The organism is Stenotrophomonas sp. CC22-02 (assembly GCF_004365115.1).
GTDB lineage: Bacteria > Pseudomonadota > Gammaproteobacteria > Xanthomonadales > Xanthomonadaceae > Stenotrophomonas > Stenotrophomonas forensis.
This window is the reverse complement of record NZ_SOCO01000001.1, coordinates 3,395,772-3,411,237: the sequence shown is the minus strand read 5'-3', so window position 1 is coordinate 3,411,237 and position 15,466 is coordinate 3,395,772. Positions and strand designations below refer to the sequence as shown.

13 protein-coding genes are annotated in these 15,466 nt (G+C 68.3%); 8 read left to right on the top strand and 5 right to left on the bottom strand.

Going from position 1 to position 15,466, the window contains the following annotated elements:
• The first annotated feature begins 53 nt into the window (after nt 1–53).
• On the top strand, nt 54–224 hold the full coding sequence (locus tag N440_RS20375; protein ID WP_166671564.1) for a hypothetical protein: 171 nt from the start codon (nt 54–56) through the stop codon (nt 222–224).
• A gap of 58 nt (nt 225–282) precedes the next feature.
• Here N440_RS20375 and N440_RS15575 read toward each other — a convergent pair whose 3' ends face one another.
• A complete protein-coding gene (locus N440_RS15575) occupies nt 283–2,328 on the bottom strand; it encodes a TonB-dependent receptor (protein ID WP_133935641.1) in 2,046 nt (681 codons plus the stop codon).
• 491 nt (nt 2,329–2,819) lie between these two features.
• On the opposite strand from N440_RS15575, the gene mdoH reads away from it, so the two are divergent.
• The 5 genes from mdoH to hemC all read left to right on the top strand — a co-directional run bounded on the left by mdoH (nt 2,820) and on the right by hemC (nt 8,693).
• Nucleotides 2,820–4,745, top strand: coding sequence for a glucans biosynthesis glucosyltransferase MdoH (gene mdoH / locus N440_RS15565; RefSeq protein WP_133935640.1), 1,926 nt, complete (start codon nt 2,820–2,822; stop codon nt 4,743–4,745).
• 50 nt (nt 4,746–4,795) lie between these two features.
• Nucleotides 4,796–5,455 carry an alpha/beta hydrolase gene (locus N440_RS15560; RefSeq protein WP_080374968.1) on the top strand — a complete coding sequence of 220 codons (660 nt, stop codon included), beginning with the start codon at nt 4,796–4,798 and terminating at the stop codon, nt 5,453–5,455.
• Between the two features lie 3 nt (nt 5,456–5,458).
• On the top strand, nt 5,459–6,502 hold the full coding sequence (locus N440_RS15555; RefSeq protein ID WP_208322791.1) for a sensor histidine kinase: 1,044 nt from the start codon (nt 5,459–5,461) through the stop codon (nt 6,500–6,502).
• A 10-nt stretch (nt 6,503–6,512) separates the two neighbouring features.
• Nucleotides 6,513–7,244: a LytTR family DNA-binding domain-containing protein gene (locus N440_RS15550; RefSeq protein WP_133935638.1), complete on the top strand. Its 732-nt coding sequence runs from the start codon at nt 6,513–6,515 to the stop codon at nt 7,242–7,244.
• A 537-nt stretch (nt 7,245–7,781) separates the two neighbouring features.
• On the top strand, nt 7,782–8,693 hold the full coding sequence (gene hemC / locus N440_RS15545) for a hydroxymethylbilane synthase (RefSeq protein WP_133935637.1): 912 nt from the start codon (nt 7,782–7,784) through the stop codon (nt 8,691–8,693).
• A gap of 117 nt (nt 8,694–8,810) precedes the next feature.
• On the opposite strand, the gene N440_RS15540 is transcribed toward hemC, so the two are convergent.
• Together N440_RS15540 and N440_RS15535 are read right to left on the bottom strand one after the other, a co-directional pair.
• Complete coding sequence (locus N440_RS15540; protein ID WP_133935636.1) at nt 8,811–9,587, bottom strand: DUF481 domain-containing protein; 777 nt, start codon at nt 9,585–9,587, stop codon at nt 8,811–8,813.
• Between the two features lie 106 nt (nt 9,588–9,693).
• Nucleotides 9,694–10,296 (bottom strand): hypothetical protein, encoded by a 603-nt coding sequence (locus tag N440_RS15535; protein ID WP_133935635.1) that lies wholly within the window; start codon nt 10,294–10,296, stop codon nt 9,694–9,696.
• An 81-nt stretch (nt 10,297–10,377) separates the two neighbouring features.
• Between N440_RS15535 and N440_RS15530 the strand changes: the two genes are divergently transcribed.
• Complete coding sequence (locus N440_RS15530) at nt 10,378–11,349, top strand: YafY family protein (protein ID WP_008267051.1); 972 nt, start codon at nt 10,378–10,380, stop codon at nt 11,347–11,349.
• 26 nt (nt 11,350–11,375) lie between these two features.
• Entirely contained in the window at nt 11,376–12,170 is a 795-nt protein-coding gene (locus N440_RS15525; protein ID WP_008264544.1) for a MetQ/NlpA family ABC transporter substrate-binding protein, read from the top strand.
• A gap of 106 nt (nt 12,171–12,276) precedes the next feature.
• Here the strand turns inward: N440_RS15525 and glpK are convergent, their stop codons facing one another.
• Both glpK and glpD read right to left on the bottom strand, forming a co-directional pair.
• Nucleotides 12,277–13,776 (bottom strand): glycerol kinase GlpK, encoded by a 1,500-nt coding sequence (gene glpK / locus N440_RS15520; RefSeq protein ID WP_049458454.1) that lies wholly within the window; start codon nt 13,774–13,776, stop codon nt 12,277–12,279.
• A gap of 105 nt (nt 13,777–13,881) precedes the next feature.
• Nucleotides 13,882–15,387 (bottom strand): glycerol-3-phosphate dehydrogenase, encoded by a 1,506-nt coding sequence (gene glpD, locus N440_RS15515; protein WP_133935634.1) that lies wholly within the window; start codon nt 15,385–15,387, stop codon nt 13,882–13,884.
• Nucleotides 15,388–15,466 lie beyond the last annotated feature (79 nt).

The window sequence follows — 15,466 nt, the reverse complement described above, 5'->3', positions numbered from 1 at the left end:
CCGCTGCCGCCCCAGCTGAATCCGTGCGGCGGCGGGATGTCCATGGAGGTTGCATGACCACACCTGCTACACCGGAAAACGCACCGGGACCGGTGCTCCTGCCGACACCTGAAGTGGTGCAGGCACAACAACTGCTCGCACGCCAGCAACTGGCGGTGGCGATGGACCGTGCACGCACGGCCGCCACGCGCACTGCGGCACCGGCCGCACTGGAAAGCGAGTAACCCGCAACACCGTCGATCGCGCTGGCCCACCGCCAGCGCGATCGCGGCGCGCCGCCGGTCAGAACCGCGCGGTCATGCTGAGGAAGTAGCTGCGCCCGGCCACGAAGTAGTCGGTGGAGCCTTCGGCATAGAGCTTCTTGTCGGCCAGGTTGCTGACGCCGCCGCGCAGGGTCAGCACCGGGTTGACGTTCCAGGCGGCAGTCAGGTCATACAGGGTGTAGGCCTTGAGGAAGGTGGTGGCCACGCCGTCCTGCTTGCCGGTGTACTGCGCCGACAGGCTGCTGGAGAACGCCGTGTTCGGCGTCCAGTCCAGCGACGAATAGCCGGAGAACTCCGGCGTGTCGATCAGGTTGCGGCCGGTGGTCAGGTTCTTGGCTTCCTTCATCCAGGTCGCCGAAGTGCGCCAGCGCCAGTGCTCGCCGAAGCGGAAATTGAGGTTGCCTTCCATGCCACTGGTGCGTGCGCGCTGCACGTTGCTCATGCGCGTCCACCAGATGCCGTTGAACCTGCCCAGCGGGGCGTACTCGATCTTGTTCCTGAAGTCGGTGTGGAAGTAGGTCAGGCCGGCATCCACCCAGTCGTTGTCGAAGCTGATGCCGATCTCGCGGTTGGTGCTGGTTTCCGGGTCCAGGTCCGGGTTGCCGGCCATGTAGCAGCCGCCGCGGGTATAGCCCAGCGGGATCAGCGAGGTGCAGCCACGGCCACCGGACTGGGTAGCGGCAGTCGCCGAATTTTCGGTCAGGCTGGGTGCGCGGAAACCCTTGGAGACGCCGCCACGGATCGTCCACTGCTCGGCCGGGTGCCAGACCAGGTAGGCACGCGGGCTGACGTGGCCGCCGAATTTCTCATGGTGATCCAGGCGTGCGCCCAACGTCAGCGCCAGGGTGCGGTGCAGCTTCAGTTCGTCCTCGACGAACAGCGCCCAGGTGTCCACTTCCAGATCGGAGCCGCTGACCGCGTTGCCGGCATAGTCGATCGGTGCACGGCCGATGGTGTCGGTGTTGGTCAGCTCCTGGCGCTTCCACTGGCCACCCACGGCGAACTGGTGCTCAACGCCGAGGGTGAACGGCGTGGTCAGGCTGCCCTCGATGATGGTGTCGGTGGCCTCGGAGCGGCCGGTGGCGCCGATGTCGTTCTTGTACTCGGTCCAGTACGCGCTGATCTTCGAGTTGCCGAAGCGCCACTTGCCATCGTGGTTGAGCGCCAGCGAACTGCGCTTGAGTTCGGTGGCACCCCACGCACCTTCGTCCTGCTTTTCCAGGGCGGCATCGATGAAGGCCTGCTGCACGCCGTGGCCGGCTTCCAGCGACAGTTCCTGCGCGTCGCTGAGTTTCCACTGCAGCAGCGCGTCGACATTGCGATCCTTCTCGCCGGCATAGGCATTGCCATAGACACCGCCATTGGACTGGTCGGAATCGCGGCGCATGCTGTTGGCGCCGATGCGCAGGCCGAAGCGCTCGCCGAGCGGGCCGGAGAACGTAGCGCCGATCTGCTGGGTGTCGCCGCGCTTGTCGTCGCCCGGTCGCGTGTAGCTGTGGGTGGCGCTGCCGTTCCAGTCATCACCGATGCGCTTGGTGATGATGTTGATCACGCCGCCCATGGCGTCAGAGCCATACAGCGACGACATCGGCCCGCGCACCACTTCGATGCGCTCGATCTGGTCGGGCGAAATCCAGTTCAGGTCCTGGCGTCCGAGATCGGGGCGGTAGTTGGTCGAGGCCGAGCTGCCCATGCGCTTGCCGTCCACCAGCACCAGCGTGTAGTTGGACGGCATGCCGCGCAGCTTGATCTTGGACTGCTCGCCGGCCGCGCTGAGGCCACCGGTCACGCCGGGCACGCGGCTGAGCAGGGTGGCCAGGTCGTGCACCGGCTGGCGCTCGATGTCCTCGCGGCTGATCACGCTGATGCTGGCCGGGGCATCCTTGATCCATTGCTGGTTGCCCGAGGCGGTGACCACCACGGTGTCCAGATCCTTGGTGGACGCATCGGCGCCGGCCCCGGCGACGGCCAGGCCGGGCAGGGCAAGCAGGCAGGTGGTGGCAACGGCGACGGCCAGGCGGCTGCGCGCGGGGGGCGCGGAACGGGAACGGAATGACAGGGACATGACGGCTTCCATGGGAGAAAGAGAGACCCGGTGGAAGCGCAGGCGCAGGCAGACAGCAGGCAGCCCCCCTTCCGTGGGTCGTCGGCGCGCGGCGGGGCCGGCGCGGCTGGGTGGGTCTCAACCGTCGGGAAGACGGTGACCTGCCTGGTTAATGAAATGATAACCGTTCGCGTTTGTTACGATCCAGTACCTGTCGTAATAAAGCGACAACCTCGATTGCGGGACGTCATCGCCTGCTGTTTGCTGAATGGGGATAATTCCCGGCGTAGGCCTTCGCACCCGGCTTACATCCGGCGCCCTAGACTGGGGCGCATTTTCGATTCCGCCCCGTTGGAGATCGTGTGGGTTCCGGTAGTGACAGACATCGACTGTGCGGCCAAGGGCCGGCACAGCCAGGACAAGTGCGGGCGCCGGGAAGGCGCGCCGGGAACCTTCGTGCATGCAGCCCGGCCGGGATGGCCGGCCGTGCCGAACGTGCGGAGTAGGCGGTGATGGGGGGTCAGACCATCCACGCGGAAGCGGATGCGCCCCGGCTGGATGCCGGCTGGGCGCTGCTGCCTGCTGAATCTCCGTTGCAGATGCCCGAGCAGACCCTGCGCGAAGGCGCCCTCAAGGTCCGCCGGCATCGCACGTCGCCGCGCCTGATCGGCCTGCGGCGGTTCTATATTTTCGGTGGCACGCTGGGCATGACCGCCGTGGCCACGCGGATGATGTGGCGGGTGCTGTCGACCAATGGCATCAGCGTGCTTGAAGCCTGCCTGCTGGTGTTGTTCGTGGGCCTGTTCGCCTGGATCGCGCTGTCCTTCGCCAGCGCACTGGCGGGCTTCCTGACCGCCGTGTTCGACCGTGGCTACCGCCTCGGCATCGACCCGGACAAGCCGCTGCCGACCGTGCACAGCCGCACCGCGCTGCTGATGCCGACCTACAACGAAGATCCGCGCCGCCTGCTGGCGGGCCTGCAGGCCATCTATGAATCGGTGGCCGCCACCGGCCAGCTTGAGCGCTTCGACTTCTTCGTGCTCAGCGATACCCGCCGCGAGGACATCGCGCGCGCCGAAGAGCAGGTGTTCGCCGAACTGCGCGACCGCGTGCCGGACGGCCGGACGCGACTGTTCTACCGCCGCCGTGGCGACAACAGTGGGCGCAAGGCCGGCAACATCGCCGACTGGGTGCGCCGCTTTGGCGGTGCCTATCCGCAGATGCTGATCCTCGACGCCGACAGCCTGATGACCGGCGACAGCATCGTGCGCCTGGTCGCTGGCATGGAGCACAACGCCGATGTCGGCCTGATCCAGACGCTGCCATCGGTGATCGGCGGCCGCACTCTGTTCGCCCGCATGCAGCAGTTCGGCGGCCGCGTGTACGGCCCGGTGATCGCCCGTGGCGTGGCCTGGTGGCACGGCGCCGAGAGCAACTACTGGGGCCACAACGCGATCATCCGCACCCGCGCCTTCGCCGACCACGCCGGCCTGCCGGCGCTGCCGGGGCGCAAGCCGTTCGGCGGCCACGTGCTCAGCCACGATTTCGTGGAAGCCGCGCTGATGCGCCGTGGCGGCTGGGCCGCGCACATGGTGCCGTACCTGGGCGGCAGCTACGAGGAAGGCCCACCGACGCTGACGGACCTGCTGGTGCGTGACCGCCGCTGGTGCCAGGGCAACCTGCAGCACGGCAAGGTGGTGGGCAGCCGCGGCCTGCACTGGATCAGCCGCACCCACATGCTGATCGGCATCGGCCATTACTTCACCGCGCCGATGTGGGCGATGCTGATGCTGATCGGCATCGCCATCCCGTTGTTCCAGCAGGGCATCGACTTCAACGCCCTGCTGCACCTGTCGCCCAGCGTGTACTGGCGGGCCCAGGACGAGGAGCAGGTGGTGCGCCTGTTCGCCGCCACCATGGCCGTGCTGCTGCTGCCCAAGGTGCTGGGCTACCTGGCGATGCTGCTGGACCCGGTCGACCGGCGCGGCTGCGGTGGGGCGATCCGCGCGTTCGTCTCGATGCTGGTGGAAACCGTGCTGGCCGCGCTGATGGCGCCGGTGGTGATGTACGTGCAGTCGCGCGGCGTGGCCGAAGTGCTGTCCGGCCGCGATTCCGGCTGGGACGCACAGCAGCGCGACGACGGTGGCATCTCGTGGCTGGCGCTGATCCGTGGCTACGGTGGCCTGGGCGTGTTCGGCGCCTTCATGGGCGTGCTGGCCTGGGCGGTATCGCCGTCGCTGGCGGCGTGGATGGCACCGGTGGTGATCGGCATGGTGCTGGCGGTGCCGGTGGTGGCACTGACCTCCTCGCGCGGCCCGGGCGCCTTCCTGCACCGCCTTGGCCTGCTTGATATTCCCGAGGAAAACATCCCGCCGCCGGTGCTGGTACGCGCCGCACAGCTGCGCCGGGAAGCAGCCGAGCAACCGCCGCTGTACTGATCGCCCCGCGCCAGCGGCATAATGCGGCTCGAACTTGAAGGAGCCGCATCATGCTGCAAACGGTGGAACAGGAAACCGGCGCCTCGCCGCAGTGGTCGGTGATCTGGCTGCACGGCCTCGGCGCCGATGGCCATGACTTCGCGCCGATCGTGCCGGAGCTGGTGCGGCCGCATTGGCCGGCGCTGCGCTTCGTGTTCCCGCACGCGCCCGTGCGGCCGATCACCATCAACAACGGCGTGCCGATGCGTGGCTGGTACGACATCGTCGGCATGGACTTCCGTTCGCGCGCCGACATGGCCGGCGTGCAGGAATCGGTGGTGCAGCTGGATGCGCTGATCGCACGTGAGATCGAGCGTGGCATCGCGCCGGAGAAGATCTTCCTGGCGGGCTTCTCGCAGGGTGGGGCAATCATCCTCACCGCGGCGCTGTCGCGCACCGCGCCGCTGGCCGGTCTGATCGCGCTGTCCACCTACCTGCCCGAGGCTGAAAGCGCCAAGCGTGTTGACGGTGCCGTGCAGGTGCCGGTGTTCATGGCCCATGGCAGCAGCGATCCGGTGATTCCGCAGGCGGTGGCCGTGCACAGCGCGCAGGCACTGCAGGCGCTCGGCCTTGAACTGGAATGGCACAGCTATCCGATGGCCCACCAGGTCTGCGCCGAAGAGATCCAGGCGCTGGGCGACTGGCTGCAGGAACGGCTGGGCGCTGCCTGAGCCATGGCCCCGGCCAGCACACCGCGGTGGATGCCGGAGCTGTGCCGCGTGCCGCGGTTGGCGGCGATGCTTGGCCTGGCCGAGCTGGTGGTGGTGGTGCTGGCCCTGGCGCCTGACGGCAGTCGTCACTGGACCTTCGGTGAACTGCTGTCGGCCAGTGGCTTCGCGCTGTGGCTGGCGCTGGCGGTCTCGGCCAGCCTGTGCCTGCTGCGGCAGGCGCTGTCGAGGTTGCCGCAGGTACTGGGGGCGGTTGCGGCGATCGCCCTGGCGACCCTGATTGCGGTGGTCTGCGCCGGCATCGTGCATGCGCTGTACGCGGTGCTGGGGGACAACTTCGCCAGTGGTATCAGCTTCTGGCGCTTCACCCTGGGCAGTGCGGCCACCACCGCACTGATCACGGCGCTGGCGTTGCGCTATTTCTATGTAAGTGATCGCTGGACCGCGCAGGTGCAGGCCAACGCGCGTGCGCAGGCCGATGCGCTGCAGGCGCGGATCCGCCCGCATTTCCTGTTCAACAGCATGAACCTGATCGCCAGCCTGCTGCATCGCGATCCGGCCGTTGCCGAGCGCGCGGTGCTCGATCTGTCCGATCTGTTCCGTGCCGCGTTGGGCGCGGGCGAGGGCGATTCGACCCTGCGCGACGAATGCGAGCTGGCCGAGCGTTATCTGTCGATTGAATCGCTGCGCCTGGGCGAGCGCCTGCAGGTGCAGTGGCAGCGCGACGAACCGCTGCCGTGGGACCTGCCATTGCCGAGGCTGGTATTGCAGCCGCTGGTGGAGAACGCCGTGCTGCACGGCATCTCGCGCCTGCCCGAAGGCGGCACCATCGAGCTGCAGTTGGTGCGCGAGGGTCAGGAGCTGCAGATCCGCGTGCGTAATCCCGCGCCCGATCCGCAGGCCCCGGGGCTGGCGCTGGCGCGCGGTGCCGGGCATGCCCAGCACAGCATCGGCCATCGGTTGGCCTGGCGCTTCGGCAGTGCCGCGCGGATGACGGCCGGCTGGAGCGAGGGCTACTATGCCTGCCAGGTGACGGTGCCGATCCAGTGAGGGGACGATCGTGAGGGTAGTCATCGCCGATGACGAACCGCTGGCGCGCGAGCGCCTGCGCAGCCTGTTGGCGGCGCAGGAAGGCGTGGACGTGGTGGCCGAGGCCGGCAACGGCGAGCAGGCCCTGCACGCCTGCGCGGAGCTGCAGCCGGACCTGGTCCTGCTGGATATCGCGATGCCGGGGCTGGATGGCCTGGAAGCGGCCCGCCACCTGGCCAGCTTCGAGCCACGCCCGGCGGTGGTGTTCTGCACCGCCTATGACGCGCATGCGCTGTCGGCCTTCGAGGCGGCGGCCATTGATTACCTGATGAAGCCGGTGCGTGCCGAGCGCCTGGCCGCCGCGATCGCACGTGCACGTACCTTCCTGGCCGGGCGCGACGGCCAGCCGCAGGACAACAGCGGGCAGCAGGCACGCAGCATGCTGTGCGCACGCCTGCGCGGCAGCCTGCGGCTGATTCCGCTGGACGACATCCATTACCTGCAGGCCGAAGAGAAGTACGTGGTGGTGCACCACGCGCGCGGCGAAGACCTGATCGAGGAATCGCTGAAGTCGCTGGAGGAAGAGTTCGCCAGCCGCTTCATCCGCATCCATCGCAACTGCCTGGTGGCACGCCACGAGTTGGTGGAACTGCGCCGTGGCTCGGGTGGGCAGGTGCAGGCCGTACTGCGGCATGGCAAGCAGCCGCTGGAAGTCAGCCGCCGTTGCGTGGCGACGCTGAAGCAGGAATTGCGGCACCTGTGAGGGGTCCGCGCGGCCTGCGGCCGCGACTGCTTCGAAATCAACATCAAGTTCAACAGCAACAGCAGGTTGTCGGCTCTGTGTTGTTGCGTGTTGGGTGAGGCGGGATGGGCGGGCGGGACACGCCGTAAACCCATCCCTGGGGGCTCGATGGCGCCATCCATGGCGCCAACGGTCCCGCCCGCCCATCCCGCCTCACCCTCGCGAATTTCCCGGTGACGGACGGCAAAAGCATTGGTGTTATCGGGTGGGGAGGGAAATGTAGAGTCGAGCCATGCTCGACTCAGAGCGAAGCGACCCGCTGTTGCTCCTGCTCTTCTTTTGATCTTCCGTGGCTGGACGCGCACGGAAACTGTCAGAGGCCGGGCGGGGTGGGTTCGCGGGGGTGTCCGCGGCATGGATGCCGCGGCCAAGCCTCCACGGACGGATTCACGGCGTCCCCCGCGAACCCACCCCGCCCGGCCAAGCCCAGCTGCTGCTCCAAGCCACGAGGGGCTCCGCCGTTGGCCGTATCCGCGCCGAAGGCGCGATAATGCCCGGATGGAAACCGTCCGCATCGCCACCCGCAAGAGCCCGCTCGCCCTCTGGCAGAGCGAACACGTCGCCGACCGCCTGCGCCAGGCCCACCCCGGCCTGCACGTGGAACTGGTGCCGATGAGCACCCGCGGCGATGAGGTGCTGGACCGCTCGCTGGCCGCCATCGGTGGCAAGGGCCTGTTCCTGAAGGAGCTGGAGCTGGCCATGCTGCGCGGTGAGGCCGACTGTGCCGTGCATTCGCTGAAGGACGTACCGATGGAGCTGGACGCGCCGTTTGCGTTGCCGGCGATGCTGACCCGGCACGACCCTGCTGATGGCTTCGTCTCCAACCTGTACGCCTCGCTGGAGGCGCTGCCGATCGGTGCGCGTGTCGGCACGTCCTCGCTGCGCCGCCAGGCCCAGTTGCGCGCGCTGCGCCCGGACCTGGAACTGCTGGACCTGCGCGGCAACGTCAACACCCGCCTGGCCAAGCTCGACAATGGTGGCTACGACGCCATCGTGTTGGCCGTGGCCGGGCTGGAACGGCTGGGCCTGGGCCAGCGCATCGTCGCGCGCCTGCAGCCGCCGCAGTGGTTGCCGGCGCCGGCACAAGGCGCGGTGGCAGTCGAATGCGATGGCGGCAACGCACGCCTGATGGCCCTGTTCGCGGGACTTGATGACGCTTCCACGCGCGCCTGTGTGGAGGCCGAGCGGGCGATGAACCGTGCGCTGCATGGTAGCTGCCATGTGCCGGTGGCGGCCATTGCGCAGTGGCAGGGCGATGACCTGCACCTGCAGGGCCTGGTCGGCAGCGCCAGTGATGGCCGCGCGGTACGCGCTGAAGCGGTGGGGTCGGCCCGTGACCCGGATGCGCTGGGCCAGCGCGTGGCGACGATGCTGCTGGACGCCGGTGCCGGCGAGCTGCTGAACGTCTGAGCCACCGTAGGTAGTGCCGGCCGCTGGCCGGCAACCTGGTGCCCCCAGTTGGATGCAGTTGCCGGCCAGCGGCCGGCACTACCCAAAAGAAGAACGGGCGCCTTTGGCGCCCGTTGCTTATTTGAACTTGTAGACCACGTTCATCGTGGTCAGCGTATCGGTCTTGCGCTTGTCCTCGGCCACGTCACTGTTGTAACGCGCCTGCCAGCCGGCCTTCAGCGCCAGGTGCTCGTTCATGCTCACCGAAACGCCGAAGTCATTCTGGCCGAAGGTGTTGTACGAACCGGATTCGACCAGCAGGGTGTTGACCAGGTCGGTGTTGTCGGTCAGCGAGTACTTCAGGTCGAACAGGCCGCGGCCGATCATGCCGGTACGGGTGCGGTCGTCTTCGGTGCTGTGGGTGCGGCGCACACCGGGGCCGATCTGCGCGTCGAAGGATAAGCGCTCGGTGTTCCACAGGCGGGTGCCGTAGCCCAGACCGAACGAACTCTGGCGGTCGTAGGTGGCGAAGTCGTCGCGCTCGGTACGTACCGTGGCGGTCAGCTGGCGGTGTTCGCCCAGCTGCAGCGCGCTGCCGGCGCTGCCGGTGTAGCGGTTGGCGGTGGTGTTGTTGCGACGGGTGGTGGTGCCGTCGTCGGCGGTCTCGGTCACCTTCGAGCTCGAGCGCAGGCCAAACAGGTCCATGCTGTGCACCCAGTCGCCATCGGTGTAGCGCAGGCGCAGGCGGCCGTTGAAGCTTTCGGTGCTGCTGTTGCCGCGTGCCGACGCGAAGCCGAGCTCGCCGCCGCTGCCGCTCCACGGCGAGGACATCGCCGCCAGTTCGGAAGCATCCTGTGCATACGCGAGCGGCGCGCACAGCAGCAGGGGAATCAGCAGGGGCACGCGAAGGGACATCGAGGCTTCTCCGAAGCGATTGACAGCCGGTGATGATACTGGAAGCGTGATGGCGGTCCGAATCGATCCAATGCGCGCTTCAGCGAACGTTGCCGCGATCGCCTATTCAGGGCAGATCGACGCGCAATGCCGGATCGTTGAAGCGCGAGTAGCGCAGGCGCAGCTGGAAGCTGCGGCCATTGCTGCTGCCGCTGCGCACCAGCTGCCGCGGCAGGCCCTGGGCATCGACCCAGTACTCCAGTCGCTCACCGGGCTGGCTGCCACGCAGCCGGTAGTGGCGGGTCTCGACCCCGTCCAGCGTCTGGGGGCCCAGGTCCTCGGCCTGCAGGTCGGCGGGCAGCGCATCGGCCGGCAACGGGTTGCGCCACTGTTCGAGCAGGCCCGGAGGGGCCGGCACCTGGCGGATCGCGCCTTCGGCCTGCAGGAACAGCGTGTCACCGATGATCGTCTGCGGTCCGGCCGGGGTCTGCACGCGGAAACGGTCGGGGGCGACGAAGTCCATGGCGCTGCGCACCGGCTGGGGGGCGCCCAGCACCTCCAGCTCGGCGTGGAAGCTGCGCAGCGCGGCAAAGCGCTGGCTGGCGCCCAGCACGGCCTGCGCCGGATCGGCGACCGGTACCGGGGCTTCGGTGCTGGCCGGCGCCGGCGCGCGATCGCAGGCGGCCAGCAGCAGGCAGGCCAGCAGGGACAAGGCAGGCAACCGGCGCATCGGGCGTTCCATGGGGGTGGGGGCGATCACGATAGCCCAAACGTCCCACACAAGACCCGCGAGTCGGACATAATCGGGGGTATGGACCGATACGAACGCATTACCGCCCTGCATCGTCTGCTCAAGTCCGCGCGCTATCCGGTGACGGTGGCGACCCTGCAGGACAAGCTCGGTTGTTCCCGTGCCACCGTCTACCGCGACCTGGCCTTCCTGCGCGACGCGCTGATGGCGCCGATCGAGGGCGACGGTGAGGCCGGCTTCCGTTACCACGCCGACGAAAGCGATCGCTTCGAGCTGCCCGGCCTGTGGCTGAGCTCGGAGGAGCTGCATGCCCTGCTGGCCTCGCAGCACCTGCTGGCGCGCACCGGCGGCGGCGTGCTGTCGTCGGTGCTGGCACCACTGCAGCAGCGCATCGAAAGCCTGCTGGCGGCCCAGGCAGGCGTCTCCAGCTGGCCGGTGGACCGCGTGCGGGTGATCCCGCACCGTGGCCGCAAGTTCGATGAAGGCAGCTTCCGCAGCGTGGCTTCGGCGGTGCTGGAGCGCCGCCAGCTGGCGTTCGAGTACCGCGCCCGCTCCACCGACGAGCCGACCAAGCGCACGGTCTCGCCGCAGCGCCTGACCCACTACCGCGACAACTGGTACCTGGATGCCTGGGACCACGACCGCGACGCGCTGCGCAGCTTTGCCGTGGACCGCATCCACAAGGCGCGGGTGGTCGACAGCACTGCGCGCGATGTTGCCGACAGCGAACTGGACGAGCAGCTGGGCGCCAGCTACGGGATCTTCTCCGGCGCGCCGAAGGGCTGGGCGACCATCCTGTTCAGCGCCAAGGCCGCGCGCTGGGTGGCCGACGAGCACTGGCACTCCAAGCAGCAGGGCCGCTTCCTGGCCGATGGCCGCTATGAACTGAAGGTGCCGTACAGCGTCTCGCGCGAGCTGCTGATGGACGTGCTGCACTATGGCTCGGATGCCGAGATCGTGGAGCCGGTGATGCTGCGCGAGCAGGCCAAGGCACTGCTCGAGCTGGCCCTGAGCAACTACGACAACGCCTGACCCTCCCCACGAGAACCCCACCCCCCATGAAGAAGACCCTGTTGCTGCCCCTGCTTGCCGCCGCGCTGGCCCTGACCGCCTGCGGCAAATCCGGCGAACCCTCGCAGAAGCTGGTGGTGGCCGCCACGGCCGTGCCGCACGCCGAGATCCTCGAGGTGGTCAAGCCGATCCTCAAGCAGGAGGGCGTGGACCTGGACGTGCGCGTGTTCAACGACTACGTGCAGCCCAACGACCAGCTGGTGCAGAAGCAGGTGGACGCCAACTACTTCCAGACCGAGCCCTACCTGGATGCCTACAACCGCGATCGCAAGACCGACCTGGTGAAGGTGGTTGGCGTGCACATCGAGCCGTTCGGTGCCTACTCGCGCAAGATCAAGTCGCTGGCCGAGCTGCGTGAGGGCGCCGACGTGGTGATCCCGAACGACCCGAGCAACAACAGCCGCGCGCTGATCCTGCTGCACAAGGCCGGCGTGATCGAGTTGAAGGACCCGACCAACGCGTTGTCGACCCAGCGCGACATCATCGCCAATCCGAAGAACCTGAAGTTCCGCGAGCTGGACTCGGCAATGCTGCCGCGCGTGCTGGACCAGGTCGACCTGGCCCTGATCAACACCAACTACGCGCTGGATGCCGGCCTCAACCCGACCCAGGACGCGCTGGCGATCGAAAGCAAGGATTCGCCGTACGTGAACTTCCTGGTCGCGCGCCCGGACAACAAGGACGACGCCCGCGTGCAGAAGCTGGCCAAGGCCCTGACCAGCCCGCAGGTGAAGACCTTCATCGAAGCCAAGTACAAGGGCGCGGTGCTGCCGGCGTTCTGACCGGCGCTACGGACGCTCTGGCCACGCGCTGGTGCCGGCCGCCGGCCGGCAATCGGCAGACGCTGCCAAGGATCATGGGGGTGTCGGCCAGCGGCCGGCACTACCCTCAGTCGACGTGGAAGGCGAGGGTGGCAGCCACCGCCTGCTGCCACCCGGCATACAGCTTCTCGCGCCGCGCCACCTCCATCTGTGGTTCGAAGCGCCGGTCCAGGCCCCATTGCGCGGCGATCTGCTCGCGGCTGGTCCAGAACCCGACGGCCAGCCCGGCGAGGTAGGCCGCGCCCAACGCGGTGGTCTCGGTCAACCGCGGCCGCAGCAACGGCACGCCGAGGATGTCGGCCTGGAAACCGGCCAGGAAATCGTTGCCGATCGCACCTCCGTCGGCGCGCAGCTCGGTCAGCGCGATGCCTGCATCGGACTGCATCGCATCCAGCACGTCGCGGGTCTGGTAGGCCATCGCCTCCAGTGCCGCGCGCACGAAGTGCGCCTTGCGCGTGCCCCGGGTCAACCCGAACATCGCACCGCGCACGTCACTGCGCCAATAGGGCGCGCCCAGACCGACGAACGCAGGCACCAGGTAGGCACCTCCACTGTCGGGCACCTGTGCGGCCAACGCCTGGCTGTCGCCGGCGCGCTCGATCATGCGCAGGCCGTCGCGCAGCCACTGCACCACCGAGCCGGCCACGAAGATCGAGCCCTCCAGCGCGTACTCCACGCGCCCGTCCAGGCCCCAGGCGATGGTGGTCAGCAGTCCGTTGCGCGAGCGCACCGCCTGGGTGCCGGTATGCATCAGCATGAAGCAGCCGGTGCCGTAGGTGTTCTTGACCATGCCCGGCTGGAAGCAGGCCTGGCCGAACAGCGCCGCCTGCTGGTCACCGGCGATGCCGGCGATCGGGATCGGATGGTCAAAGAAGAACTGTGGCCGGGTATGCGCGTATACCGAACTGGAGTCGCGCACCTGCGGCAGCATCGCGCGCGGGATGTCCAGCAGCGCCAGCAGGTCGTCATCCCAGTCCAGCGTGTGGATGTTGAACAGCAGGGTGCGCGCGGCGTTGCTGTAGTCGGTCACATGCGCCTGGCCGCCGCTGAGGTTCCACACCAGCCAGCTGTCGATGGTGCCGAACAGCAGTTCGCCGCGCTCGGCCCGCTGCTGCGCGCCCTCCACATGGTCGAGGATCCAGCGCACCTTCGTTGCGGAGAAGTACGCATCGATCAGCAGGCCGGTGCGTTCGCGGACCAGCGCCTCGTGGCCATCGGACTTCAGCCGCTCGCAGAGGGCGTGGCTCTGCCGCGATTGCCAGACGATGGCGTTGTGGATCGGCTGGCCGGTGGCGCGGTCCCAGACCACGGTGGTCTCGCGCTGGTTGGTGATGCCCAGCGCGGCGATATGGCGCGGGTCGATCTGCCCGCGGCTGAGCAGTTCGGTCAACGTGGCATAGACGCTGGTAAGGATCTCGCGCGGGTCATGCTCGACCCAGCCGGGGTGCGGGAAGATCTGCGCGAACTCGCGCTGCGCGCTGCCGACGATGTTGCCGGCACGGTCGAACAGGATCGCGCGCGAACTGGTGGTGCCCTGGTCGATGGCCAGCACGTAGCGGGGCGTCATGCAGCGTCTCCGGTAGCGATGGGGAAATCCTAATGCATTGGTCGCACCGCGCGCGGCCGCCCCGGTAGCTGCCAACCTTGGTTGGCACACGTGGAAACACCAGGGTCAGAGCCCTTTCCATGGGGAAGGGATCCGCCCCCGCATCCATGCCTGCAGCCGTGCCAGCTGCGCGGCATCCAGCCGCAACCCCAGCTTGCTCCGCCGCCACAGCACATCGTCGGCGGAGCAGGCCCACTCATGCTCACGCAGGAAATCCACTTCGCGCGCATGCAGGCCCGCACCGAAGTGCTCGCCAAGATCGTCCACGGTCTGTGCTTCACCCAGCAGCATCGCGCTGCGGCTGCCGTACGCCCCGGCCCAGCGTCGCGCGATGTCCGCGGGCAACCAGGGGGCCAGCGCGCTCAGGTGCGAGCGGGCCTGTGCGGCGTCCCCCCAGTCGCTGCCCGGCAGTGCGGCTCCGGTTGCGGTCCAGGCGGGCCCCATCTGCGGCAGGGCAGGGCGCAGCAGGTCCAGCGCTTCTTCGGCCAGTATCCGGTAGGTGGTCAGCTTGCCGCCGAGCACGTGCAGTGCCGGCGCGGGATCGGACTGTACCTGCAGGCGGTAGTCGCGGCTCAGCTTTGCCGCACGCGGGTCCGGATCGGCCAGCAACGGGCGTACACCGGCGAACTGCCAGGCCACGTCTTCGGCGGCGATCGGTTCGCGCAGGTAGCGGTTGGCCGCATCGCACAGGTAGGCCACCTCCGACGGCAGCACGCTGCAGCGCGCCGGGTCGCCACGGTAATCGGTGTCGGTGGTGCCGATCAGCAGGTGTCCATGGGCGAACGGCAGCAGGAACACCACACGTCCGTCGGGCTGCTGCAGCAGGCAGGCACTGTCATCGGGCCAGGGGCGGCGCACCACGATGTGGCTGCCCTGCACCAGGCGCAGGGCGGGACCACCGCTGCGCGCCTGCATTCGTTCCAGCAGGCCACCGGCCCATGGACCGGCCGCGTTGGCCACCGCGCGTGCGGACACGTGCCGTTGCTGACCATCGCAGGCTTCCAGCACGGCCTGCCAGCGGCCCTGCAGCGCACGCAGTTCGATGCAGCGGCTGCGCACCTGCACCTGCGCGCCGCGCTGCGCGGCATCCAGTGCGTTCAGCAGTACCAGCCGCGCATCATCGACCTGCGCATCGGCATAGCTGAAGGCCTGCCGCAGCGTCGGGGAGAGCCAGGCGCCGAGCGAATCCTGCTGCAGGTCCAGCGCGTGCGAGGCCGGGAACGCAGGGCTGCGCCGGCCCAGGTGGTCGTACAGCCACAGCCCCACGCGCAGCATCCAGCGCGGGCGCAGGTGCGGTTCCCAGGGCAGCACGAAGCGCAACGGATGGACCAGATGCGGTGCCAGCCGGCGCACCACCTCGCGCTCGCCCAGCGCCTTGCGCACCAGGCCCAGTTCGCCCTGCTCCAGGTAACGCAGGCCGCCGTGGATCAGTTTGCTGCTGGCACTGGAGGTGTGCGCGGCCAGGTCGTGCTGTTCGCACAGCAGTACCCGCAGGCCGCGACCGGCCGCGTCACGGGCGATGCCGGCACCGTTGATGCCGCCACCAATCACCAGCAGGTCAACCTCCTCCATCGCGCCTCCGTGTCCTGTGTCTGTAGAGTCGAGCTTGCTCGACTGCGTTGACGATAGTCGAGCAAGCTCGACTCTACGA

Coding starts and splice junctions, on each gene's coding strand:
- N440_RS15535 (WP_133935635.1), bottom strand. CDS start 10,296: ATGCGCCGGTTGCCTGCCTTGTCCCTGCTGGCCTGCCTGCTGCTGGCC.
- N440_RS15560 (WP_080374968.1), top strand. CDS start 4,796: ATGCTGCAAACGGTGGAACAGGAAACCGGCGCCTCGCCGCAGTGGTCG.
- hemC (WP_133935637.1), top strand. CDS start 7,782: ATGGAAACCGTCCGCATCGCCACCCGCAAGAGCCCGCTCGCCCTCTGG.
- N440_RS15525 (WP_008264544.1), top strand. CDS start 11,376: ATGAAGAAGACCCTGTTGCTGCCCCTGCTTGCCGCCGCGCTGGCCCTG.
- glpK (WP_049458454.1), bottom strand. CDS start 13,776: ATGACGCCCCGCTACGTGCTGGCCATCGACCAGGGCACCACCAGTTCG.
- N440_RS15575 (WP_133935641.1), bottom strand. CDS start 2,328: ATGTCCCTGTCATTCCGTTCCCGTTCCGCGCCCCCCGCGCGCAGCCGC.
- N440_RS15540 (WP_133935636.1), bottom strand. CDS start 9,587: ATGTCCCTTCGCGTGCCCCTGCTGATTCCCCTGCTGCTGTGCGCGCCG.
- N440_RS20375 (WP_166671564.1), top strand. CDS start 54: ATGACCACACCTGCTACACCGGAAAACGCACCGGGACCGGTGCTCCTG.
- N440_RS15555 (WP_208322791.1), top strand. CDS start 5,459: ATGGCCCCGGCCAGCACACCGCGGTGGATGCCGGAGCTGTGCCGCGTG.
- glpD (WP_133935634.1), bottom strand. CDS start 15,387: ATGGAGGAGGTTGACCTGCTGGTGATTGGTGGCGGCATCAACGGTGCC.
- mdoH (WP_133935640.1), top strand. CDS start 2,820: ATGGGGGGTCAGACCATCCACGCGGAAGCGGATGCGCCCCGGCTGGAT.
- N440_RS15530 (WP_008267051.1), top strand. CDS start 10,378: ATGGACCGATACGAACGCATTACCGCCCTGCATCGTCTGCTCAAGTCC.